The following is a 23,322-nucleotide window of genomic DNA, read 5'->3' on the forward strand; positions in this document are numbered from 1 at the left end:
TCTCTCTATTTGACTATTTCTTACTCTTGTTCTACTTGAATCACGACATTGCCCTTCTTGTGTCCCTTTTCAACATAACTGTGCGCCTCCGCCATTTGCTCCAATGGGTAAAGGCGATCTATAACCGCTCTGATCTCCCCCTTTTCAGCAAGCTCTCTGAGGAGAATTAAATCTTCCGTACGTTCCTCAGCGACCCCCTGTCCATCAACGGTAACATACCTTCCATTTGGAGATAGAGCTTTTTTGCCCAGTGACTTAGAAATCTTTCCTACAGCATCGAAAATCAGATCATAACGCTCCCCGCTTTTGGTAAAATCCTCCTTCGTGTAATCTATCACTTTATCAGCTCCTAGAGATTTCACCAAATCTATATTTGTACTGCTACATACCCCGGTTACTTCTGCTCCAAAATACTTAGCAAGCTGTACCGCCGATGTCCCAACTGCTCCAGAAGCTCCATAAATAAGAACCTTCTGTCCCTGTGCAATCTTTCCTTTTCGAAAAAAGTGCAAGGTTGTCGTTCCACCAAATGGAAGAGCAGTCGCTTCTTCATATGTCATATTGGCTGGCTTTAGCTCTACAACTCCGTTCTCAGGAAGGCATGTATACTGGGCATAAGCCCCAAACCGAAATCCTGTTAAGCCAAAAACCTGATCACCTTTCTTAAATCGTTGTACTTTACTACCTACAGCTTCAACTTCCCCAGCCAACTCTACACCCAGTATCGGTTTTCTGGGTTTCCTAATCCCTAAGACAATTCGCATAGGAATCCAGTACAAGGGAGGGCTATTGAAGCTTCTAACTCGACAGTCACCTGATGTTACGGTTGTTGCATGAATTTTGACCAAGATCTCATTGTCCTTGGGAGAAGGTTTTTCTACCTCCCTGAGTTGGAGTACATCTGAGGTTCCGTATTTTGTGCAGACAATCGCTTTCATGAGTATCCTCCTCGACTTCTATTCTACTCAAAGCATAGCTGTACCAGAGTAGCATGTATAGATACTTAAGTATTGTTTTTCCTAAATAGGTTTACAGGATTCTCACAGGGGTAGACGGTAACGAAAGATGAGATGGGGGGAATTATAGTAATCCCCATTCCCTGGCACGGGCTACTGCTTCCGTTCGCCTTTGGACCTGTAATTTATCAAAAATATTGCGGATATGTCCTTTAACCGTACTTAGAGCAAGGAAAAGCCTCTCACCAATCTCTCGATTCGAGAGTCCTTGAGCGATGAGCTGTAATACTTCAAGCTCACGTTCACTTAACGGCTCAATAAATGGAGGGGCTATTGACTTATTCCTGACTGCCCTTACATCTAATGTAGCTTCCTCCTGTTGCTTTTCAGCTTCTATTGCAGCCAGTAATGTGTTCGCATAGCTGGGCAGTTCACCCTCTGCCTTTGCTTCGGACAATAACTGCATCATCGGGAGCCCTTCATCAACAAAGATACGGATGAATCCCCCTGACTCAGCCATCCTTAATGCTTCCTTCAATCGTTGTACTGCCTTCTCCTTCTCCTTCTCCTCCTGTGCATGGAGAGCAAGCGCCTGGAGAATGATCACCTTAAGTCGTTCATCCTCCCATCTTTCTGTTTCCACGTGACTATGCCATGCTTCTAGAATCCTATACGCTGTAGCTGGATCTCCCATAGCAAGGTATACTCGTGCTTCACTTAGAAGAAGCTGGTGAGTCTGAGCAAGTCGAAGAGCTTCTTCTAAGCTCCCCTGACGAAGCAGAATAAGCACCTGTGTTTCGACAACCCCGGGCAGAAGATACTTAAACTGATACTGGTTCACAAATTGATCTGCTCTAGCTATAAACGACATTGCCCCAGACAGATCTCCTTGAGTAAGCTTCAAGCGGGCAAGAAAGATCTCACCTGCTGAGGATCGATCAGAATGCTCGATCTGCTTTGACAATTGAAGGCTTAGTTGCCCATGTCGTTGAGCGGCAGCTAAGTTATTCCTTTGATAGTAGATACGTGCCAGTCCAAGATGCGCTTCACAGGCAACAGGTAACGGCGGGTCCCCTGCTAATTGAAGAACCTCTTGATAGGTCTGTTCAGCTAGATCAAGCTTATTTTCCATTTCCTGTATTCCACCTAACCCGATGGTCGCCATAATCGTAATAATGAAATGACCAATCTCCCGGCTGATCGAGATGGCTTCAGTATAAGCCTGACTCGCCTCAGCACGCTTCCCCTGTAGATGGTAGGCATACCCTAGTGTCCAAGTGGTAGCCGTTCGAACAGGCAGGTTGTTAGGATGTAGATACTTCAGAGCACGATGTGACTGAGTCTGAATCATTTCCGCTTGATGCTGACTAACTGCCACCGTCGCTCGTATGGCAGCAATATGCCCTATTAGATCGCTGGTTGGCTCATCTAGCTTAGTACCTTCAAGAGCAGCTTCAGCAGCTTGTAGCTTCTGTTCCACTCCAGATAATTGGCTGGCAAACAATAACACTGAGGCATATGCCACCCACAACGCGGGTTTCGCATCCAAGATGATCGGCGGCAAGGATTCTAACCAACGCAGGACAGGATACACCGCACCGCGAAAATGAAGTGGAGTCCCTCCTCCTTCTAGCAGTCGTGTTGCCCGTTCAATATCATGGGCAGCCGTAGCATGATGAAAAGCCTCCATTTCCAGACCATTGTTTTCAAACCATGTACTTGCTCGCAGATGTAATTCAGCTATCCCTCTCTCCTGCTCTCTGAGTAATGAAGCACTCCTCTGTTGTAATTGATGTCGAAGCAAATCAGCGAAGAGATGATGGTAACGATACCAGCGACGTTCTTTGTCTAGGGGAACAATAAACAGGTTTAGACGCTCAAGATATTCAAGCGTTTCCTGTCCACTCATCCAAGGAGCAGAAACCGATTTTTCCTCATTCTCTCGATCCTCTCTTTCCTGATACAAAATCGCATCACAAAGCGAACCATGCAGACGATCTAGGATAGAGGTCTGAAGCAAAAAGCTTTGCACAGGTTCCGGCTGCTGGTGCAGGACTTCTTCCACTAGGTAATCCAGTACATAATGGTGCCTCCCAGTAAAGGAATGAATGAAACTGTCGAAGCACTGATCCCTTTTCTGACCTTGCATCGAGTGCATGGAAATAGCAGCTAATTGCAGTCCAGCAATCCAACCTTCTGTACGGTTTTCCAATGCAGCTATTTCTTTCGAAGAGAGAGGTAGGTCCATCACTTGATTCAGAAAACAAGTTACTTCTGGCAGGGTAAAACGCAAATCTGACATACGCAGTTCGTTTAATTGATCACGAACACGCAGCCGTGCTAAGGGCAAAGGTGGGTCTTCTCGGGTAACAATGACAAGGTGCATCCGTAACGGCATATGCTCAAGTAAGAAAGTAAGGGCATGATGAACTGGCTCAGCATTGATCACATGATAATCATCAAGGACAAGAAAAAAGTGATATGGAATCATGCTCAGTTCATTAAGAAGGGATGTAATTATGGATTCAATGGAAGGTGGTTGAGGAGATTGGAGCATTCCAGTCAGATTTACTCCAGTATTCTCCTCTATGGTTTGTAATGCAGCTACAAAATAGGTTAAAAATCGTGCTGGATCGTTATCCCCCTGATCTAAGGACAACCAAGCCACTGGATGTTCGCATTCAGCAATCCATTGGCTGACCAGTGTGGTTTTTCCAGAACCAGCAGAAGCAGAAATAAGGGTCAGTTTTCGGTGCAGATCCTTATTTAATCGCTCGATCAGGCGAGGACGAGATACAATGACAGATCGAGTCGGAGCGATATATAGTTTAGTGGATAAGATCGGTATTTTCATAGATATAGTATACCATCAGAGCACTCCTCCATCAATTACCCATCTACCTGTCTCGTTTATTCTCTCTTATTAATCCTAGTATAGTTAAAAGATAAATTATAACGATACCGAAAGGAATAACGGTATATGAGCTATCTAAAAGGAAGAAGCCAGTGAACGAAGCCACACCTGTTGTTCCTACAGCTAAAAAGATATACGTTTTACTATTATAAATCCAGGCATAAGGCAAAAAATGAGCACCTGTTAAGACTCCAATCACAAAGGGAATCCAAGCAGGCTGGTGTAAATAAACCATGATAACTATAGGGACGAAAAATAGTTGAACTCCACCAACGATTCCTCCCAGCGTACCTAGAGGATTTCCACTTGAGAATAAGTCTATTTTCAATATTTTAGATAGAAGAATACCGATTGGAAAAACTAATCCTATACCAAATAAATAAACAAGGGATAGTACGTTGTGGGACGTAAAGAGAGAGAGAACTCCCACAAGTAACCAGAATATACTTCCAGAGAGGATCATAGGAATTCCTCGTTTGGCTGCTATCGCTATTGATCTTTTTGCTTCATCAATTCCCAACTCTTTTCCTCCTCTAAACCTTCAATCCTATCAATTCCTTGCTTCCTATCATTTTATTTACGGCACTAAATAGAGCTTTGACAGAGGATGTCATAATATCTATATCAATTCCACAACCCCAATAGACAGTGCCTTCCTGTGAAGTGATTCCTACATACGTTACAGCCTGAGAGGCAGAACCTGTTTCAAGAGCATGCTCCTTATATACTAAATTTGTATAATGAATGCCCATATTTGATTGAATAGCATTACTTATGGCATCTAGCTACCGTTTCCAGTTCCTTCAAATTGCTGAATCTCATTCTTTATTTGAACGGATACAATCGTTCGATACTGGTCCTGAGGATTGCTTTTATAGGTCATAAATTCAATTGGTTCATTAATATTTACATACTCTTTGACGAAAATATCATAGATTTCATTGGGCATAAGCTCTTTGTGTAATTGGTCAGATACATTCTTCACACTATACCCGAAGCTTTCACGCATTTCCTGTGGAAGATCAAGGCTATACGTTTGCTGAAGGACATACCCAATCCCGCCTTTTCCTGACTGGCTGTTAATTCGAATTATATCTCCCTCATACTCTCTTCCAATATCCAGTGGATCAATTAATAAATAAGGTACGTTCCAATATTGGTTTTCATTTCCCTCACGCCATTTCATTCCTTTGGCGATGGCATCCTGATGAGATCCAGAGAAGGCTGTGAAGACCAGTTCTCCTCCATAAGGATGTCTTTCGTCCACTTCCATTCCAGTAAGACGCTCATAGACCCTCGCAATACCAGGAAGATTCTCAAAATTAAGTTTCGGATCAACTCCGTGAGAAAACATGTTCAGAGCCAATGTCACAATATCAACATTCCCTGTTCTTTCTCCATTACCAAATAAAGTTCCTTCAATTCGATCTGCTCCAGCAAGGAGTCCTAGCTCTGCATCCGCAACCCCTGTTCCTCTGTCGTTATGCGGATGAACGGATACTGTAATATGTTCTCGGTACTTGAGATGATCACTCATATACTCAATTTGTGAAGCGTACACATGAGGCATCGAATGTGAAACTGTTGCAGGAAGATTAATAATGACCGGGTTATCTGGAGAAGGTTGCCATTCATCAAGCACTCGATTACAGATCTCAAGGGCGAATTCCATTTCTGTCCCTGTAAAGCTTTCTGGTGAATACTGAAATTTGAAGTTTCCTTCCGTTTCAGCCGCATATTTCTTTAATAACTTTGCACCATTTACTGCGATTTCGATAATTTCTTCTTTGGACTTTTTGAAAACTTGTTCACGCTGGGCTACAGAGGTTGAGTTGTACAAATGAACGACAGCATTTTTTACCCCCACAAGTGATTCGAAGGTTTTACGAATAATATGGTCCCTAGATTGTGTCAGGACTTGAATCGTGACATCGTCAGGAATTAAGTCTTGTTCAATAAGTGTGCGGAGAAAAGCATATTCCGTTTCTGAAGCGGCTGGAAAACCAACCTCGATTTCCTTGAAGCCAATTTCGACTAGCAATTGAAAGTATTCCAACTTTTGCTCTAGGCTCATTGGAACAACCAAGGCTTGGTTTCCATCTCGAAGATCGACACTGCACCAAATGGGAGCTTCGGTAATATACTCCTTGTCCATCCATTTCATGCACTTTACTGGAGGCATAAAGTAACCTCTCGTATACTTTTCAACGTTTTTCATTTAACAAACATCCTTTCGTATCTAGTATGAATAAAATAAAAAAAAGCCTTTTGTCTCTATTGTTCAAGAGACGAAAGGCTATTGCTGTCCTACGTGGTACCACTCTGATTTCACACCAAAAAAGGCGTGCACTCTATCAGATACAAGGGATCTTCATCCGCTCATATCCTCCTGCTGTAACGGGCAGATCCCGTCTCCACCTACTCTTTCTTTCATTTCAGTAAGCTACTTCAAGGCGAGTTCAAATTTTTCTTACGACTGTTTTGCACCAACCAACAGCTCTCTGCACGCTTAAAAAATTCTACTATTCCTCTTCATAGTATTTTAATATTAGACATTAAGATAATATAAATATTTGAAATTGTCAAGTTTTTTTAATAGTCTATAAAAGTATGTATAAGCTCAAGACATTGATGAATCACTTTTTCAGGCGCTTTTCCTTTTATATTGAACTCTCGTGCTTTCCAATCCAAGCTTTTTACTTGATCTGTCAGAATGACCCCTTCTATCACTTCTCCTTTTGGTAGGACTACTTCAAAAGGATAACCTTTTTGTTGTCGAGTTATAGGACATACTACGGCAAAACCCGTCACTCGATTGAAGGACTCAGGGCTTAAAACAATGGCTGGTCTTGTTCCTGCTTGTTCATAAAAAATAGAAAAGCCCTCAACCTTTAGTTAGGCTGAGGGCAAAATACTGGAATATTGCATACATTATTGACTATTAGTACTAAAGAAGTTTGTGCCCAGAATAGAGGTAGTTGCATTCCCACTAATATGTGCTGTTGTGTTGTTGATGAAATGACAATTATTCACTAATGTAAATCGTGCTTCCTCCGTTATATTAAATCCAAGTATATTTCCTCTAACCGTACAATTAGCTACTAAAGTGTTAATATTGGAGTCCCCATTATTATTTAGGTAGAATCGGACACCCGTGTTATTGCTTTGTATGGTAGAGTTTACTATTTTTAAGTCAATCATACCGCGTATAACGATGCCAATATCTGAATTCTCGACAATAATATTGTCAATTAGCACGTTTTTGGTACCTCTCACTTCAAGGGCTTGTCTTCCAGAGGTTCTCATCGTATTCCTAAAAGTAATATTTTTGATTGCTCCATTCTCGCTCCGAAAACTAAGCCCTCTGACAGTACTGTTCTCAAAAATTACTCCTAGGCTTAGCCCTTCTAAAATAATATTTTTGGGGTGTATTTGCATGACATCATCTATTTTATAAGTACCAGATAAAAACATGACTCTTCCGTTTCCACTAGGAAAAAATTCGTTAATAGCTTTTGTAATTGTAATTTGATCATTCGTTCCATTACAAACTACTTTAGCAATGTTCTTATGATACTGGCTGCTGTTATTTGCGGCTAGGATAAGCGTAGGTGTAGGTTCGTTGTATTCGAGATCCGTACCACCAGAGTTTAAAACCGTATTATTTCTTATCCTTATATCAACTGGATTTATACACTTAGTATCCACTGCCTTTTTATACGTATCTTTAATATAATTATTTTCGATTACTGTTGTCTTTGGTTGGGGGCCTTCAGATATGTTATACGCAATTCCATATGCCCCACCTAAAATTGTATTGTTTTTGATAATGTGTCCCCCATTTGTTGCGACAATTTGAATATTTGCTATCTCCGTGCTCCATTTGTCCTTTAGAGCTTGATCAACTCCCTCTGTTTTTTCTACAAATGTGTTATTAGATACTTCGATTTCTTGTATGTCACGCAGTACTCGGTCATCATCTAGTTTTTGTCTGCCATCCCCTATTCGTAGATGACCACGTACAATATGATAAAGGGATGCATCAGGGTTGCTACTAGTATAAAATCGGTTGTCATATTTGCTGTACCAGTCCAGCATTTCCTTTAAATCTCTATAGAAATAGTTATTTTTTACTATACATTTCTCTGCAACCCAGTAATTTCTGTATGCATGGTAGTACCCATTCAAAAACCTATTATCTGACACTACTATTCTCCGTACACCACCTGAGAGGTTTATAGCATTTCCACGGAATCTTTCGAAAGTGTTGTGATGAATGATACAGTCCGTAATCACATTGTCGTCTGGTTCATTGGTCATATCGTACCCTGTTGGAAAAGCTCCAAGAAATCGTACAACAGTATGCCCTTGCTCAAATTGGCAATTTTTAATGGTAATATTTTTTAACCCTTTTGCTTGTCCATCTACCAGGATAATATCTGTTCGGATTGGCTTAACACTAGGCATATTTCCCTTTGAATCCTTTGATGCAAACCAATATTTGTATTTTTCCTTTTCTTCTTCTTCCTCTTCTTCATCCTCTTCTTCCTCTACAATCTCTTCTTCTCCATCTACTATTTCATCATCTTCTTCATCTACAATCTCTTCTTCTAAATATAAGTTATCTGTATTGCAATTGATTTGCAATCCATTCAGCGTTACACTAGAAGAAGATATTCTAATAAGCGAAGAAATTCTATCCCCTACGAATCCTTTTGCCAAATCTGCGTACTTAATTAAAGCATTTTCAGCAGAAATGACTCTCATGGGTTTATCTATAACCAAGCAACTTCTCTTACCATTATGTCCTCGCTCTGGGTTCCATAAATAGAAGAAGTCAGCAGGAGGTATATAAAGCGTTCCTCCTGCTGGCGTTGCTTCTACGGCTGCCCTGAAAGCCTCAATATCATCTGTTACCCCATCTCCTTTCGCACCAAAATCCTTTACATTAGTTCCTCTCTCAATCAATGTTGTGGTTAAGCTTCTCGGATTTGTCCCTAATTCCTCCATATTCCCTACTCTTGGATCAAAGCATCCTTCATTTTGTGTCATAAATCCCTACCACCTTTCCTTCTCATTCATTTTTTATTACATCCTTCTCTATGATGCTTTTCCCCTGTGCTAGCTTGACCTCATCTAATATTTTTGGACTAAAAAAAAAACGTCCAACGATGTGGACGTAAATGCCAGAAGGGAGATATTTTTTTGCTAAGCTTAGTATAACTTTCTTTCTTATCTTATTCACAAATAGGGACATATCAGACATCGAGGACATAACTATCGCAATTGTTTCTTTGCAAGTGGAGTATATTGAACGCTATTGCCTTTTGCAGCCAACTGAACATAAAAATTCATTTCGATGCTCAGCCACCCATTCAGCGAATCTCCGAGCTGGTCTGCCAAGCACCTGTTCCATAGTCGGAAGGACTATGTAGCCAGCTTCGGGCGTGTTCTTCCCCATCTCCACAAAAAATTCAATATTTTCTTCATCAAACCCTTGGTCTCGCCATTGTTGCCGCGCTTCCTCCTCCGATAATTCGATGAATGAAATGTCTTTTCCAATTGCAGCGGCAATGGTGGAGACCGCTTCCTTCCGAGTTAATGCTTCAGGTCCGCTAAGCGGGTAGCATTGACCATGATGTCCATCCTCTAGCAGCGTCTGGACAATAACAGCAGCAATGTCCCCTTCGTGCACTCTAGCACTTAGCGCATCTCCACAATACTCCCGTACAGCCCCTTCCTCACGAATGATCTCACTCCAGTCCTCAAGTGCATTTGCCATGAATTCAGTTGGTTTCACCAGCGTCCACTGCATTCCACTAGCACGTAGCTTCTCCTCAACTGGTCCTTCCTCATAACCGACCAACACAACAACTCGCTTCACTCCGGCTTTTTCTGCCAAAAACACGATCTCAGGATCAGTATTTAAATCCGCATAAGGCTGGTCACTACTAGTAATCAGGAACATTGCTTCCACCCCTTGAAATGCGTGATGAAGCGTCTGTGGCTTCATCAAATCTCCTTCCGTGATCTCTACCCCTTCTGGTAGCTTTGTCTTGGCAGTTTCTGAATTACGCGACAATGCCCGAACAGACACCCCTCTCTTCATCAATAAATCCGTGACATGCTTTCCTACCGTTCCTGTCGCACCTGTTACCAATATCGTCATCCTTCATCTCCTCCTCGTTTCTTTTTGTGATGCTGTCTGATGGCTTCAATATGAGCAATGAATTCATCATACAGCTCATTCGGTGATACAATCTCAACCTTCGTTCCATAACTAGCGATGACCGACAATGCATATTCCTTCGTATAAAATATGGTCCGTACTATTACGCATCTCCCTGATACTCAGATTCGCCAGAGAACTGCTCAAAAACACGCGTACTCACCGACAAATCAAAGCGTAGGCAAACCGGTATTCCCTGCTCTTCTTCCTGCGCCTCATCTGGGATTATACGAGGAACGAAGGTCAACGCCGACACGGTGAGTTGGGCGATTCGCGACACGCGAAAATAACGTTTTCCTTGACGCAAACGGCAGTATCCTTCCAGATACCAAGCCCCTTTATCCCAAAGCAGATTTAGGGGTTCAACGCTACGTTGTGAGGTCGAGCCAGAAGCATCCGTGTAGTTGATCTCTACCACAAGGTTTTGCTTGATCGCCGAAAACAAACGCTGATTAATTTCCCGTTCGCTCTCCGGAACGCTCATGCTGAGAATAACTGTTTTATGGCTTTCCTCTTCCAGATCAGGGTGTAAACTGGTCAGCTTCCGCATAGCCGTATTTACAGCGGATCCCATCGAAGCCTCCATCGCCTTCAAAAGCGTGTAGATCACCGACAAGTCATCAACAGAAAAGTATTGCCTTGTGAGAAAAAAACCGTTCATCAGCTCAAAGCCTCCATCAGCTCCAGTGTAAGAAGCAACAGGAATCCCAGCCTGATTAATCAACTCGACATCACGGTAAATCGTGCGAACAGACACTTCAAATTTTTCGGACAATACTGTGGCGGTCACTCTTTTTTTAGCCATCAACTCCAATGTAATGCCGAGCAAACGATACAATCTCATGGCAATCTTCTCCTTTGTTGATGAACCTTGGGTCATCTTATTTTGATCATATTACATTAATCCTGACATAATGTATGTCAGGATTCAAAAAATATTGTTAATACCATATATTCATCACGCATACTTCTTAAAATAGTGATAATACACCCTTACAATCAAGGCAAGAACAATTGTTAATACCAGAAAAATGTTACTGTAGACCGCTCCTGTGTCATAGAAATTAGCCGGATTCCATTGATTAACTCGACCTTGATCTAGCAATTTACCGTAAATAACCGTTGCCATCGCTCCAGCAATGAAATTCAACATGCTGAGTAGCCCCATTCCCACTCCGCTTTGCTCTTTTGACAGCATCATAGAGATCGCGTTCGACATTGCAATCATGACGAAGGTTAAACCTACATGACCCAAGATTAATATAAGGGCGATGTAAATGGCTGAAACCCCAATGAATGTGGACAACAAGACAAAGCAGCTAAGTAGTAAACCGGATGCGATAAAAAACAGGTATGAATTTCCCTTCAAATCAGCCATTCTTCCCCCCTTCCTACCCAAGAGCGCAGAAGCGAGAGCTCCTGGGACAAGAGCAAATCCGATCCAGCTTGCAGAGAGCTCATTGACTTGTGCTAATAACAGAGGACTTAAGAAATGAATCGAGAAGCCGAGCCCGCTAATCAGGAAAGTCACAGTGACTCCTAGTGTATAGTTTCTATTGCGAAATAAATCTGGCGAAACAAAGGGGGCTATAGTGGAACGAATTCGTACAATGAACAACATCAGGGCAATGAGCCCTCCTATTGCAAACCAAATGCTTCCCCATGTTATACTGAGCAGCAATAAGGTTACCGCAGCTGCGAGCAAACCACCGCCAAGCCAATCAATCTTGCTTGGAGATCCGTGGTCATCTCCCAAATAACGTCGATAGAAGGGAAGTGTAAGAAGGAGAACAAAAGGAAAGCAAAACAGCCATTTCCAGTGCATAACGCTCAATACAAACGCAGATACCACTGGTCCAAGTGCACTGCCTATTGCCAACCCCATGAATGCGGTTCCCATGGCTGTGCCTCTGCTTTCGGGAGGAAAGTAACGTAGGGGTATCAGCATCGCAGAGGCAGGAATACTAGCAGCTCCAATTGCTTGTATGCACCTTCCCGCAAGAACCATCCAGAACGCTTGGGCGGATAAACCTACCACTGATCCCAAAGCAAACAGTAGTAACCCAAACGTAATTAGATTTTTTAGTTTATAACGATCTGCCAGCTTCCCATATATAACAGTTCCAATCCCGTAAATGAGCGTATATGCCGAAGTCACCCAACTTACTTGCGCATTGGTAATGGAATACTGTTCACGAATTTGCGGAAGAACGAGGCTAAACATCAACACACTCATCGCTGATAGAGCCAAAGTAACCATGACGACGTACATCAGCTTATTGGCAACCTGCTTCTCTAACTTCATTTCCATACAAAATCATCCTCTCTTATTTGACCGTCAGTACTAACTGACATAATGGGTAAAAAAATTAGGACATTAAAGCCCTAGTAAATAACTGCACATTCCCTTCAATGAATCTATCGAATGACATATTCTGAAGCATCGGGTCCTCGTTCATTCTCCCCATGCTGCACCGAAATTCATGTAGATAAATGCCAGAGCCATCGCTTCAGCATCCGTTTGAATCATTTTCTCTTTAAGCATCATCTGTTGAAAGTAATCAGTCAACAGCACTTTAAGCTGCTGCGGATGTTGGTGAGTCTGTTCACGAAAACCAGGAAATTTGCCGCCGTCCTTGGATGAAATCATAATTAATTTTCGATTCTGGTACATGATGTCGTGATATCTTCGAGAGATCATCAATAAATCTGAATAAAGCTCCCATTGAATCCTGTTCTCAAATAGTATCTTCATTTCTTCGGCATAATGAAATCGCTTGAAGGCTGATTCGAGCAAACTCAGCTTATTTTTGAAATGCCGAAATAATGTCTTCTCACTATACCCGGCTTTCTCAGCTATTTCTTGAGTTGTTACTCCGTTATATCCCTTCTCTGCCATGAGATCAATAGCGGCTAGCATAATCTTATCGGAAGTATCATTTTTCAGGTTCTTCTGCATATTATCTCCCTTTCCACACCATGAACGTCAGTACTTACTGACATATTATATCAAATTCTATTATATGTAAATAACTTTTTTTATTGGAATCAATTAAAAAGATTCTCGGAATTTATTATCCCTCATCAGTTCTTATCCCTTCTTAATTAAGGGGGAACCACCTATGAAAACTTTAGTTTACAAATAGAAATCTACGTGAGGTTATATATTTTGTAATATAATATGAAGTTAACATTAAATAGTAATTAGATCAACATTTTTAATATTATGGTTATTATTGTATTATAGATTAGGAATTGTTATTCTATTAAAGAAATAAACTCTAGCAAAAAATAGTAGTTTATTCACTTAAGAGTTTTATCACACTAACTTTTTATAGAAGGCGGGGGCATAATGAAGAGAATATTGGTGTTTGTATTGATCCTAAGCTTGTTACCTGGTTGTATACATAGTACACCAACAAAGAGTGTACAAGAAGAGAAGCCAGCAGAACCTATCATCTGGGAGGAAATGAAAATTACTGAAGAAAAGAAAAATAATTTAGCTTTACTCGGCAAGATATGGGGCTACTTGAAATACTATCATCCTACAGTGGCAAAAGGAGAAATAGATTGGGATCAAGAATTGGTGAATATGATTCCACAGATTATACAAGCAAAGAACGCAAAAGAAAGAGACCGTATATTTACGAAGTGGATAGATGGTTTAGGAGAATATATGAAGAAAGGGAAGTTGGCAAATTCGGTAGCAGGGCTCAAGACAGAGGATTATAAACAGCAACCTAACCTAGAATGGATTTCAACGTCAGGTTTAGATACAGAATTAGTAAAAAAATTAACAGGCCTTAAGGAGGCAAAAAGGAGCAATAAGAACCACTATGTTACATTGGAACACCCTTTTAAACAGCCAAATGTTGACAATGAGAACCCATATGCTGAAATGAGGTTTCCAGAAGTTGAATATCGCCTGTTGTGTCTATTCCGCTATTGGAATATTATAGAGTATTATTTCCCCTATAAATATCTCATCGATGAGAACTGGGATGATGTTCTGGTAGAGTTTATTCCTAAATTCATAGAGGCTGCCAATGAACAGGAATACCAATTGACCACACTGGAAATGATTGCAAGAATTCAAGACAGTCATGCTGGATTATATGATTTTTCTGAGATTGATGCATTATTATATGTTTTTGAGATTGAAGAGTTTTGGGGAGTGCTTTATGCACCAGTGATTCTAACCTTTGTGGAAAATAAGCCAGTTGTTACTGGTTACTACGATAAGCTGATGGGCCAACAATCTGGCTTGAAAGTAGGAGACGTGATAACCAAAATAAATGGTAAGAGGATTGAAGAAATAATAGAAGAAAAACAGACATACATACCTGCATCTAATTATCCAACTCTATTGCGGTATTTATCTGACAAGCTACTACGATCAAACGATGAGACGATTGACATTGAATTCATCCGTGATAATAAGCTTCAGCAAACCACGATAAATACATATTACTTTAACAAATTTAACATAGCAGAGTATAACCATCAGAAAGATTATTTTAAGAAGATCGATTCTGATATTGCTTACATTTACATTGGTTCACTAGAGAAAGAGCACCTACCTGAAGTTATAAAAGAAAGCGAAGATACCAATGGAATGATCATTGACTTAAGGGGTTATCCAATAGACCACATAGCTACTTATACCTTAGGTACTTATTTACTTCCAACTAATAAAAAATATGCTCAGTTCGCAAATGGGAGTATCCAAAATCCTGGAGTATATAAAGGAGATAAACTAAGATACGGAAAGAAGAACGAAAATTACTATAAAGGAAATGTTGTCATTCTAATAAATGAAGTAACGATAAGTGCAGCTGAAACGTTAGCTATGCTACTAAGAACAGCCCCTAAGGCGACAGTAATAGGGAGTACAACAGCTGCAGCTAATGGGGAAGTCTTTTTAGTTCCTCTTCCTGGTGGTATTGTAGCGACGCTGACAGGCAATGGTATGTACAACCCTGATGGGAGTCAAACACAAAGAATCGGGATTATTCCAGATATTGAAGTCAAACCAACGATTCAAGGGGTCAAAGAAGGTAGAGATGAAGTGCTTGAACGAGCTATTGAAATTATTAACGAGAAGTAGTCATCCTGATCATGATCTACTAGGGAATCAGAGTGAATAATAGGAATCTCGTTCCTAGGGACATTAAGGATTAGACAATTTAAAAGAATATTTATAAATAGCTAATATTTATCTTTTTCGTTTAGATAGAAAGCTGGTTAGGGAGGAAGCGAAGTTGAAAAACAGAAAAATAATATTCATGGGTGGCTCTATTGCTTTATTACTTATACTTTTAGGTGGTCTATACACTTTTAGTATAGTCACAAATAAGGAGGAGCCAGGCTCAACAGAGAATACGCAACAACAATGGTATACATACGATAGTTTGACTAACTTAAATGAACTTGATGAAATCACTATATCAATTGAGCAACAATTAGAAAATATACGTATCTTCGCAAAGCTATATGGGTATGTTCGTTACTTCCATCCAAGTGATGAAGCCTCTTCTATATCATGGGATTCATTTTTGTTCTTTGGAATCGAGCAGGTAAGAAGAGCAGAGGATACAGAACAGCTAAAACAAGTGTTACTGCAGTTATTTAAGCCCATAGCTCCCACAATTCAAATCTTATCTAAGGGAGAAGAACCTATATCTAACCTGCACCAGCCTGATAATCGTGATGAGTATAAGCTTGTGGGCTGGGAGCACTATGGTGTTGGGCTTTTGAACCCTCCCTATTATAGTAATAAGGTAAAAAGCAAACAAAATCATTATATTATGATATCTGAGCAAAAGCTTGATTCAGATACAGTTTTGACAAAGGAGATCGGAACAGATTTATTGGTGAAAATCCCCTTAATTCTCTATCAAAATGAAAATGGGACATACGGTACAACTTTTGATTCCAAGAATAAGCTCGATCATCTACAACAAATGCTTCTAGAATCGAATGAATTTCAGCTTGGATTATATAATCTAGAAGCTGATCGATTAGCCGATATCATTTATTCTTGGAATATTTTTCAGCATTTTTATCCATATTTTGAGGAAGTGGATGCAGATTGGGAACAAGTGCTATCAAAGTATTTAAACCTAGCCTATCATGCTTCAGAGAGAAGTGAATTTAACAAGATCATAGATCTATTTCTGGCGGAATTGGAAGATGGACACGCTATGAATCTAAGTAAGCGAAGACATAAGAACTATCTACCCTTTCGCATCGATCTAGTGGAGCATAAGGTTGTAGTGACAAGCATCAAGAAGGGGATGAGTAAGCTTAAGGAAGGGGATGTCATTGTCAGCATAAACGGAGTAGATATGATTAACCTTCTTGAAGATGAGAAACAACGGGTATCAGGGTCTGCTCAGTTTAAGGAGTACTTTGCTTTAAAAATGAGTATGATGGGAAGACTTAATCAAACGGCAAAAATAACCATTGAAAGAGATGGAGAGCAGATTACATTAGACATAGAGTATTCAGAAAATGTGCAGCCAATAAATGATTTTAATTTTCCTACATCTGCTATATATGAGCTAGAACCAGGTATCTTTTATGTGAATATGGAAAGCGCTTCTGCCACAGAATATCTAGAAAAAATAGAGAAACTTCAAGGAGCAAAAGGTATTATTTATGATTTTAGACTATATCCAAATTGGGAACTAAGTAGGTTAGTCATTCAGCATCTGATTGAAGATAAGGTTTATTCACCCATATTTGAGGTGCCTTTAGCTGTATATCCAGATCAAGAATCATTACAATGGAAAAATGAAAGTTGGGCTCTAGAACCTTTAGAAACTACATTTGCTGGAGAGGCAGTATTTTTGTCCTATGGTGGTTCGATAAGTAGACCAGAGGTATTTTTAGGCATGGTAGAACATTATGGATTAGGTGACATTGTAGGTCAACCATCAGCGGGTGCTAATGGTGATATTAATCCCTTCATCTTACCATTTTCAAAACTTGAAATAAACTGGACAGGGCTGAAAGTAAGAAAGCATGATGGTTCACAACATCATAATATAGGAATTCTTCCCACTGTGCCAGTGGAGAGAACGTTGGAGGCGGTAAAGGAAGGCCGAGATGAGTACATTGAGGCGGCTATTAGAGTAATTAAAGATAAGAAATAAATCTGAATTAATATCTCTGAATCATGTATGCTAAGGTTAGCACTTTTATATAGAACCTGATGATTAGATAAATGGAAAAAGCATGCTTATAACAAAATAAACGCTCCAGCAAATGAGTGGGTTCTCATCTGCTGGAGCGTTAGTGTTTACATTTTTAACTAACTCATTACCTTTCTTTTTGTCTTACCTTCTTGCCTTTACGCTTATCCAAAACAAAAACGCCTCCTATTTCGAATTTTCATCGAATAGGTGGCGCATGATTTTCCGTTTAATTTACTTCCGCTACGCTGCCAGCGTAGCGCTCTCCCACCATTGTTACTTTCACTGCTCCAAAAACCAATATACTAAACTGATAATGTGTCAATAGTAATCAGGTATTCTCAAGAAATGACCCTGTATCTACAGTTTCACATTTCAGGTTATCCCTATATTGTAACGGCGTTACCCCCGTCCATTTCTTGAAGGCGTTGCTGAATGCGCTCGGTTCCGAGAAATGGAGAGCGTATGCAATTTCACCTATAGATATATGCAATTGTTCCAAATAGCAGATGGACAATTGCTTTCGCACACGAATAGACAATTCGTTATAAGAAGTTTTCTCCTCTTTCAATCGAAGTTGTAACGTTCGCACACTCATTTGAAAGTGTTCCGCAGTTTGCCGTAAGGTCGGATAATGGGTCGGAAGACAGTGTTCCAACCATTGCAATACTTCATCCGAGAACGATCCTGTCACTTGTAACTTCTCAATGGCTTCTTTGGCAATCGATTCGAATACGAATAACAATCTTGTATCGGAATATAGAACCGGATTCTCCAACAAGTCCTTACTCATACACAGCATTGTGGAATTGCCTCCAAATGTGGGAATCACTCCGAACACAGTTTCATATGGATGTATTCCCCCCGGTGACTCATGCATAAACCTGACTTCATGCAACAGAACCGTTCGATTACACAGAATTTCGATCAGACGGTAGAGCGAAGCAGCCATACCCTCTGCACAATGGCGGGGAAAATTCCAGTTAGATTGGGTAAACATGCGTATTCTCACATCTTCATCTACGATCTCCCAATCCAGATTGAATCCGCTGCATAACACTTCATTGTAAGTCTGAAACGACTTAAGTGCAGCTTCTATGTTATTGCAATGCATCATGACGTATCCGAGCACGCCCAAATCGGCAAATTCCGTAAACGCCCCCATCTGCAATCCGAAATAATCATCCTGTGTATAGACCGCCGCCGCGTTTGTCAATCTCTCTAACTCCATTGTTGGGATACGCGCATCCTGTTGCGTCAGAACAGTGCTGTCAAACGATACATAGCGGAAAAACGAATCTGTGTCCATACCCTTATGGACAAGCGACTTCATAATTGGATACAGCATGGTAACAGAAACACCCGAATCGATCACCGTATTCTCCCCTTTGCGTGATTTATCAAGTAAAAGTACGTTGTTGATCATTTCATTCCGCCAGTTGCCAGTATATACTAAGGTTGCTTTTTTACTATTATATCACAATGAAATTACCGGGGAGGTAAAAGCAATGAAATCGAAAATGCTTGTCATTAACGGCCATCCGGATGCACAGAGCTACTGTGCATCCTTGGCAAAAGCATATACGGAAGGAGTTCAAGAGAACAGCAAAGCCCAAGTCCGAAATATTGACTTAAGCTCAATCTCCTTTGACTTGAATCTGCAATATGGATACGGTAAGCGGATGGAACTGGAAAATGAACTTCTTGAAGCACAGGAGATGATCCGATGGGCGGATCACCTGATATTCGTTTATCCGATATGGTGGGGGAGCACGCCGGCAGTTCTGAAGGGCTTTATCGATCGGGTATTCTTGCCTGGGTTCGCATTCAAATACCGGCAGCATTCACCGTTATGGGATAAGCTTCTATTGGGTAAATCTGCGCACCTAATCGTTACGTCCGACACCCCTGCCTGGTACAATCGACTCGTGTACCATCGGGCCGGGCTGAATGTCATGAAGCGAAACGTACTTCATTTCTGCGGTATCAAACCAGTACGCATAACCGAGATTGGTCCTATCAGACCATCTACATCTGACCAGCGGGATAAATGGATTTCTCACGTTAGAGAGCTTGGTGCCAAACTCTCCTGATTTTCATGTATGCTATTTAGCCCCCAAATGAACGCCATGAGAGGTTCAATAAAAAAATAAAATATAATTAATTGGACGGAGGGCATTATGACTATTAAAACAGTAAGCTTTATCTTTATAAGAGTTTTTTTGGGGTTGATGTATTTATGGGTAGTTGCTGACCGTTTAGGCATCCTGGGTCCAGTTGGAAATCTAGGTGTGGTCTGGGGAAACTTTGATAGCTTTTTGGAGTATACAGCTACTTTGAACCCTTGGTTCCCAAGAGTAGTGTCTGATATCCTAGGTTATTTTGTAACCTTCTTAGAAGTTGTGCTTGGTGTTTTATTGGTGAGTGGTATTCGCTTAAAAGAGACTGCTTTAGCTAGTCTTGCCATGCTTTTGGTATTCCTATTGAGCATGATTTTCTCGATCGGTTTTAAGGAAGCTTTTGATTACATTGTTTTTACGGTAGTTGTTGCAGCGGCTTCGGCACTTCTTTACAGGGAAGCAAAAAAGAGGAGTCCGAGGTGGGTTTAGCCTATTTCGTTTTGAATCGCGGGATGCGATCAAGCAAGGGACCGTGAAGCCGAAAAAACTTAAAGTGTAGCGCGCAAAAAGTCATGCCTGCAGAGGCTCCATGTCAAGTCGGCACACAATAATCGAAAGAACGAGTAAATTCAAGCAATTGTATGTATTCGCTTGAATAAAAGGTGCTGTGTCCAATATAAAGGGGTTTAACCGTATGGGAATGGGAAGTTACACGTCCAAACGAAAAGCTTGATCTATCCATTGTGAAAGCTGCTGGATGTACCGCTGAAGATATTGCTCGTCTTCTCATAGGTGAGTGCAAGCTGCTCAACATCAACCTTTTCATGAACTTGTGAAATAAGCACTTTCTGAAACGGCAGCACGTACGCTTCATGGCATCCAGCACCTGCCTCAATTGCATCTGTGTGTATGCGGTTCCCATCCCTAACGGTGTAGCACCGATGATCCCCTGAAAAAATCAAAAAGCACCGGGAAATCCCGATGCTGTAAGGTTTGTTTATGGTGGACCCTAATGGGATCGAACCGTCGACCTCTACGCTGCCAGCGTAGCGCTCTCCCCAGTGGTGGATTTAACTACCCAAAATTTTAAAATATTGTCGGCACCATCCCTCCATCCATTCGAATAGGGGAACCTTTGAATGCAGATGCATATGGGCTGCATATGAATGTAGTGAGTCTACCTATTTCAATTGGCTTAATAAACCGTTGTAATTCAGATTGAGGCAAGCTTGATTCCATGAATTTCATCTCTTTTTCCGAAAACGATAACCCTTCATTAGGGAACATCCCCGTAATGATTTGATGCACATTTTCAGAGAGTGTCGGTCCTGGCATGATCGTATTCACTGTCACTTCTATACCTTTTGTCATTTTAGATAAGCTTTTTGACAAGGATAGCAGCATTGATTTCGTCATAGCATAGTGGGGCATTAATCCTGAAGGCATCATTGCTTCTTCACTTGCAATAAAAACGATACGACCAAATCCGTTTTTCAACATTCTCGGCAAATAATTCTTACATAATCCATTAGCTGCAAGAACATTCGTACGAAAGTACTTTTCCCATACTTCATCAGTAAGGTACTCATATTGCATCATTTCGTAAGTCCCCACATTATTAACTAAAATATCAATTTCGGGGTGGTTTTCAAATAAGGCTTCCCTTTGCTGAGTGTCCGCTATATCAGCTGCTGCAGGTAGAGGCGAGGTAGACGGGAATTGTGTTTTTATCTCCTTCACTGTCTGCTCTACCTCATTCCAATTCCGTCCGTTAATCAGGACATTGACACCTTCTTTGGCAAGCTCTATGGCTATTGCTTTCCCTATTCCTTTCGTTGATCCAGTAATTAAAGCCGTTTTTCCACATAATCCCATATCCATTAATTGATTCTCCTCCTCATCGTGCAATACACCAGATATGGAATTATTATATCTTTTCTGATAGGTTCCGTAACTAGCACTATGCGCCAGAATACTTGTTCTTCGCGCCAAACGATGAACGTTCACATACCCGCCGTCATTGCGAGATCGACAATGAATCTAAATGTGCATTGCGCCAATTGGATGGAGTGTCCCCCTCCCAATGCCGGAAAGCTCGGTAGAAGGAGCTCTGGTCTTCGTATCCAATCAAAAAAGCCACTTCTTTCATATTAAGAGAAGGGTTTGCCAAGTACATCCGTGCCTGCTCATGTTTAGCTTCGTTCAAAAGCTGCTTGAAGCTCGTATGTTCATCAGTCAGCCGGCGCTGCAAGGTTCGGCTACTCATCCCAAGTTCACTCGCAACAGTCCGGATTTCAGGTTGACCGGCTGTGAGGCTCCGTTTAATGATCCATTTGACTTTCTCCGTAATGGAGTGGCTACACTGATACTCATCCAATGATTGGTCCAAAACGGGGGTCAAAATTTCCAATAGCTCTTGGTTGTGCGTGACAAAAGGTCGATCCAGATCACTTCTATGCAGAGTCAACCGATTATTTTGGGCACCCATTCGGACTGGGCAGCTAAAGTAAGCTTCGAGGGCTTGCCTATCGCCTACCGCGTGCGACAATTCGACAAGCCGTGCTTTCAAAGATTCCCCTGTTCCTCGGCGTCCCAGTTCCAGAACTTGTGCCAGTGTTGCTCCTAGCAATATGGGTGGACCGGACTGCTCGGTATGCTGCCACTCCAATTCGATAGTACAAATTTCGCCATCCTCGATAATACGCAAGAATTCGGGAGGACACTGTTGTTTATACTTGGCCATTCGGTATATAGCCTCGCGGTAGTCGCGAGCGTGGTAAGTAGCTAAAACAGTGGGCGGATATTTATTAGTTTCATACACGGTAGCAAGCTGAATGATTCCTTTAGCCGTATCACCAATCAGATCGGAATAAGCTTGCCAAATCGCATAATATTGAGTAATGGAGACTTCTCGCCCTGTGATTACAGTAAATGGCAGTTGTGCTTTACGAGCTATCTCAGAGGCAGTAATATCCAGTTTACACAATCCCTCCCAGAACCCTTGCGGAATTTTTATTCGATTTGAAGTCTTCATCCATTAAGGGCTCCTTCAGCTGCCTGCTCACAAGTAAAGGATAGGCTCGCGAATTATTTTATCTAAATATTATACCACTCCCTCAAGATGAAGGCTTCGATCGATTTATCTAACTCTAAAATCTTGATTTATTCACCTTTCAAGTTTTATCTAAAAAGAAAAAAAACGACATCTCTGTCGTTTTTAATAGTATATGTATGGTGGACCCTAACGGGATCGAACCGTCGACCTCTACGCTGCCAGCGTAGCGCTCTCCCAGCTGAGCTAAGGGCCCATGTTATGCGAACAAGATTTATTTTATCAAATTTTTTTTTCAATACGCAATATGAAATTAATCCTAGTTGAACATACTAACTAAACATGGATTATTTTAAATACAAAAAAAGGCTTGGTGTTACCCCTTGAAAAAAAATATTCTGATCACTCTGGTCCTGCTGCTCAGCATTAGTTTCCTTAGCCCAACACAGCAGATACAAGCAGCCCACCTGACGTCACCTGAGATAGAAGAGGAAGACCTAGAAGATTCACTCCTGACATTGCTTATGCCCAAAATTGAAGATGAGGTAGAAAAGCATTATGGGACCTCTCGGCTTATAGATTGCTGGAAGGTAACCCATATCAAAAGGCTGGTTAGCGCAGAATCCTTCTTTTTTGAAATCAGTATCCAATTTGTTACCTTAGGAGAACAGAGAAAACCTCCTTATGATCTCATGCACCTTACCTTTTCTAACTTTCCAGTTGAATGGAAGGTGACCAATAAGAAGGTTGTCAATCTTCGGGAAGAACAGCTCTCACAATACTGCGAATGAAGTAAACTATCATCAGATGGAGTTTCTACTGCACTGATCTAGAAAAATCCCTCTCACTGTAAAT

The 23,322-nt window shown here is 41.1% G+C and carries 18 protein-coding genes, 1 tRNA gene, 1 pseudogene and 1 other annotated feature; of the genes and pseudogenes, 5 read left to right on the plus strand and 15 right to left on the minus strand.

All coding sequences use genetic code 11. The features are described from left to right. Nucleotides 1-20: 20 nt before the first annotated feature. The 11 genes and pseudogenes from JCM10596_RS15565 to JCM10596_RS25895 all read right to left on the minus strand — a co-directional run bounded on the left by JCM10596_RS15565 (nt 21) and on the right by JCM10596_RS25895 (nt 13,058). Nucleotides 21-938, minus strand: coding sequence for an NAD(P)-dependent alcohol dehydrogenase (locus JCM10596_RS15565; RefSeq protein WP_025027933.1), 918 nt, complete (start codon nt 936-938; stop codon nt 21-23). Nucleotides 939-1,080: 142 nt separating this feature from the next. Then, complete coding sequence (locus JCM10596_RS15570) at nt 1,081-3,810, minus strand: winged helix-turn-helix domain-containing protein (protein WP_025027934.1); 2,730 nt, start codon at nt 3,808-3,810, stop codon at nt 1,081-1,083. Nucleotides 3,811-3,853: 43 nt separating this feature from the next. After that, nucleotides 3,854-4,390 (minus strand): DUF7010 family protein, encoded by a 537-nt coding sequence (locus JCM10596_RS15575; protein ID WP_025027935.1) that lies wholly within the window; start codon nt 4,388-4,390, stop codon nt 3,854-3,856. A 13-nt stretch (nt 4,391-4,403) separates the two neighbouring features. Beyond that, nucleotides 4,404-6,088, minus strand: a pseudogene (locus JCM10596_RS25875) (2-isopropylmalate synthase). Nucleotides 6,089-6,151: 63 nt separating this feature from the next. Further along, nucleotides 6,152-6,415: a binding site (T-box leader), on the minus strand. A gap of 47 nt (nt 6,416-6,462) precedes the next feature. Further along, nucleotides 6,463-6,744: a type II toxin-antitoxin system PemK/MazF family toxin gene (locus JCM10596_RS25880; protein ID WP_051541345.1), complete on the minus strand. Its 282-nt coding sequence runs from the start codon at nt 6,742-6,744 to the stop codon at nt 6,463-6,465. A 57-nt stretch (nt 6,745-6,801) separates the two neighbouring features. Next, nucleotides 6,802-8,922 carry a right-handed parallel beta-helix repeat-containing protein gene (locus JCM10596_RS29795; RefSeq protein WP_025027937.1) on the minus strand — a complete coding sequence of 707 codons (2,121 nt, stop codon included), beginning with the start codon at nt 8,920-8,922 and terminating at the stop codon, nt 6,802-6,804. Between the two features lie 265 nt (nt 8,923-9,187). Continuing rightward, complete coding sequence (locus JCM10596_RS15600) at nt 9,188-10,039, minus strand: NAD(P)H-binding protein (RefSeq protein ID WP_025027939.1); 852 nt, start codon at nt 10,037-10,039, stop codon at nt 9,188-9,190. Continuing rightward, nucleotides 10,036-10,167, minus strand: a complete 132-nt coding sequence (locus JCM10596_RS30880; RefSeq protein WP_267879706.1) for a hypothetical protein — start codon at nt 10,165-10,167, stop codon at nt 10,036-10,038. The genes JCM10596_RS15600 and JCM10596_RS30880 overlap by 4 nt, the downstream gene beginning before the upstream one ends. A gap of 35 nt (nt 10,168-10,202) precedes the next feature. After that, nucleotides 10,203-10,943 (minus strand): helix-turn-helix transcriptional regulator, encoded by a 741-nt coding sequence (locus JCM10596_RS25885; RefSeq protein ID WP_234410530.1) that lies wholly within the window; start codon nt 10,941-10,943, stop codon nt 10,203-10,205. A 114-nt stretch (nt 10,944-11,057) separates the two neighbouring features. Beyond that, the gene (locus JCM10596_RS25890) at nt 11,058-12,410 is read right to left on the minus strand and encodes an MFS transporter (RefSeq protein WP_034681499.1); all 1,353 of its coding nucleotides are present in this window, start codon (nt 12,408-12,410) and stop codon (nt 11,058-11,060) included. A gap of 144 nt (nt 12,411-12,554) precedes the next feature. After that, nucleotides 12,555-13,058 carry a TetR/AcrR family transcriptional regulator gene (locus tag JCM10596_RS25895; RefSeq protein ID WP_234410531.1) on the minus strand — a complete coding sequence of 168 codons (504 nt, stop codon included), beginning with the start codon at nt 13,056-13,058 and terminating at the stop codon, nt 12,555-12,557. A gap of 393 nt (nt 13,059-13,451) precedes the next feature. Here JCM10596_RS25895 and JCM10596_RS15620 point away from each other — a divergent pair, with 393 nt between their 5' ends. Together JCM10596_RS15620 and JCM10596_RS15625 are read left to right on the plus strand one after the other, a co-directional pair. Then, entirely contained in the window at nt 13,452-15,206 is a 1,755-nt protein-coding gene (locus JCM10596_RS15620; protein ID WP_025027940.1) for a S41 family peptidase, read from the plus strand. 154 nt (nt 15,207-15,360) lie between these two features. After that, nucleotides 15,361-17,256, plus strand: a complete 1,896-nt coding sequence (locus JCM10596_RS15625) for a S41 family peptidase (RefSeq protein WP_148302617.1) — start codon at nt 15,361-15,363, stop codon at nt 17,254-17,256. Nucleotides 17,257-17,626: 370 nt separating this feature from the next. Here JCM10596_RS15625 and JCM10596_RS15630 read toward each other — a convergent pair whose 3' ends face one another. Continuing rightward, a complete protein-coding gene (locus JCM10596_RS15630; protein ID WP_234410532.1) occupies nt 17,627-18,721 on the minus strand; it encodes an AraC family transcriptional regulator in 1,095 nt (364 codons plus the stop codon). A gap of 82 nt (nt 18,722-18,803) precedes the next feature. On the opposite strand from JCM10596_RS15630, the gene JCM10596_RS15635 reads away from it, so the two are divergent. Together JCM10596_RS15635 and JCM10596_RS15640 are read left to right on the plus strand one after the other, a co-directional pair. Continuing rightward, a complete protein-coding gene (locus tag JCM10596_RS15635) occupies nt 18,804-19,388 on the plus strand; it encodes an NAD(P)H-dependent oxidoreductase (protein WP_025027943.1) in 585 nt (194 codons plus the stop codon). 87 nt (nt 19,389-19,475) lie between these two features. Then, nucleotides 19,476-19,904, plus strand: coding sequence for a MauE/DoxX family redox-associated membrane protein (locus JCM10596_RS15640; RefSeq protein ID WP_025027944.1), 429 nt, complete (start codon nt 19,476-19,478; stop codon nt 19,902-19,904). Between the two features lie 597 nt (nt 19,905-20,501). Here the strand turns inward: JCM10596_RS15640 and JCM10596_RS15645 are convergent. The 3 genes from JCM10596_RS15645 to JCM10596_RS15655 all read right to left on the minus strand — a co-directional run bounded on the left by JCM10596_RS15645 (nt 20,502) and on the right by JCM10596_RS15655 (nt 22,723). Next, the gene (locus tag JCM10596_RS15645; RefSeq protein ID WP_025027945.1) at nt 20,502-21,296 is read right to left on the minus strand and encodes an SDR family NAD(P)-dependent oxidoreductase; all 795 of its coding nucleotides are present in this window, start codon (nt 21,294-21,296) and stop codon (nt 20,502-20,504) included. Nucleotides 21,297-21,432: 136 nt separating this feature from the next. Then, nucleotides 21,433-22,449 carry an AraC family transcriptional regulator gene (locus JCM10596_RS15650; RefSeq protein WP_025027946.1) on the minus strand — a complete coding sequence of 339 codons (1,017 nt, stop codon included), beginning with the start codon at nt 22,447-22,449 and terminating at the stop codon, nt 21,433-21,435. A 198-nt stretch (nt 22,450-22,647) separates the two neighbouring features. Further along, a tRNA-Ala gene (locus tag JCM10596_RS15655) sits at nt 22,648-22,723 on the minus strand. A gap of 127 nt (nt 22,724-22,850) precedes the next feature. Here JCM10596_RS15655 and JCM10596_RS15660 point away from each other — a divergent pair. Further along, complete coding sequence (locus JCM10596_RS15660; protein ID WP_025027947.1) at nt 22,851-23,258, plus strand: DUF3888 domain-containing protein; 408 nt, start codon at nt 22,851-22,853, stop codon at nt 23,256-23,258. Nucleotides 23,259-23,322: the final 64 nt, after the last annotated feature.

This window comes from Caldalkalibacillus mannanilyticus JCM 10596 (genome assembly GCF_000615945.1).
GTDB classification, from domain to species: domain Bacteria; phylum Bacillota; class Bacilli; order Caldalkalibacillales; family JCM-10596; genus Bacillus_AT; species Bacillus_AT mannanilyticus.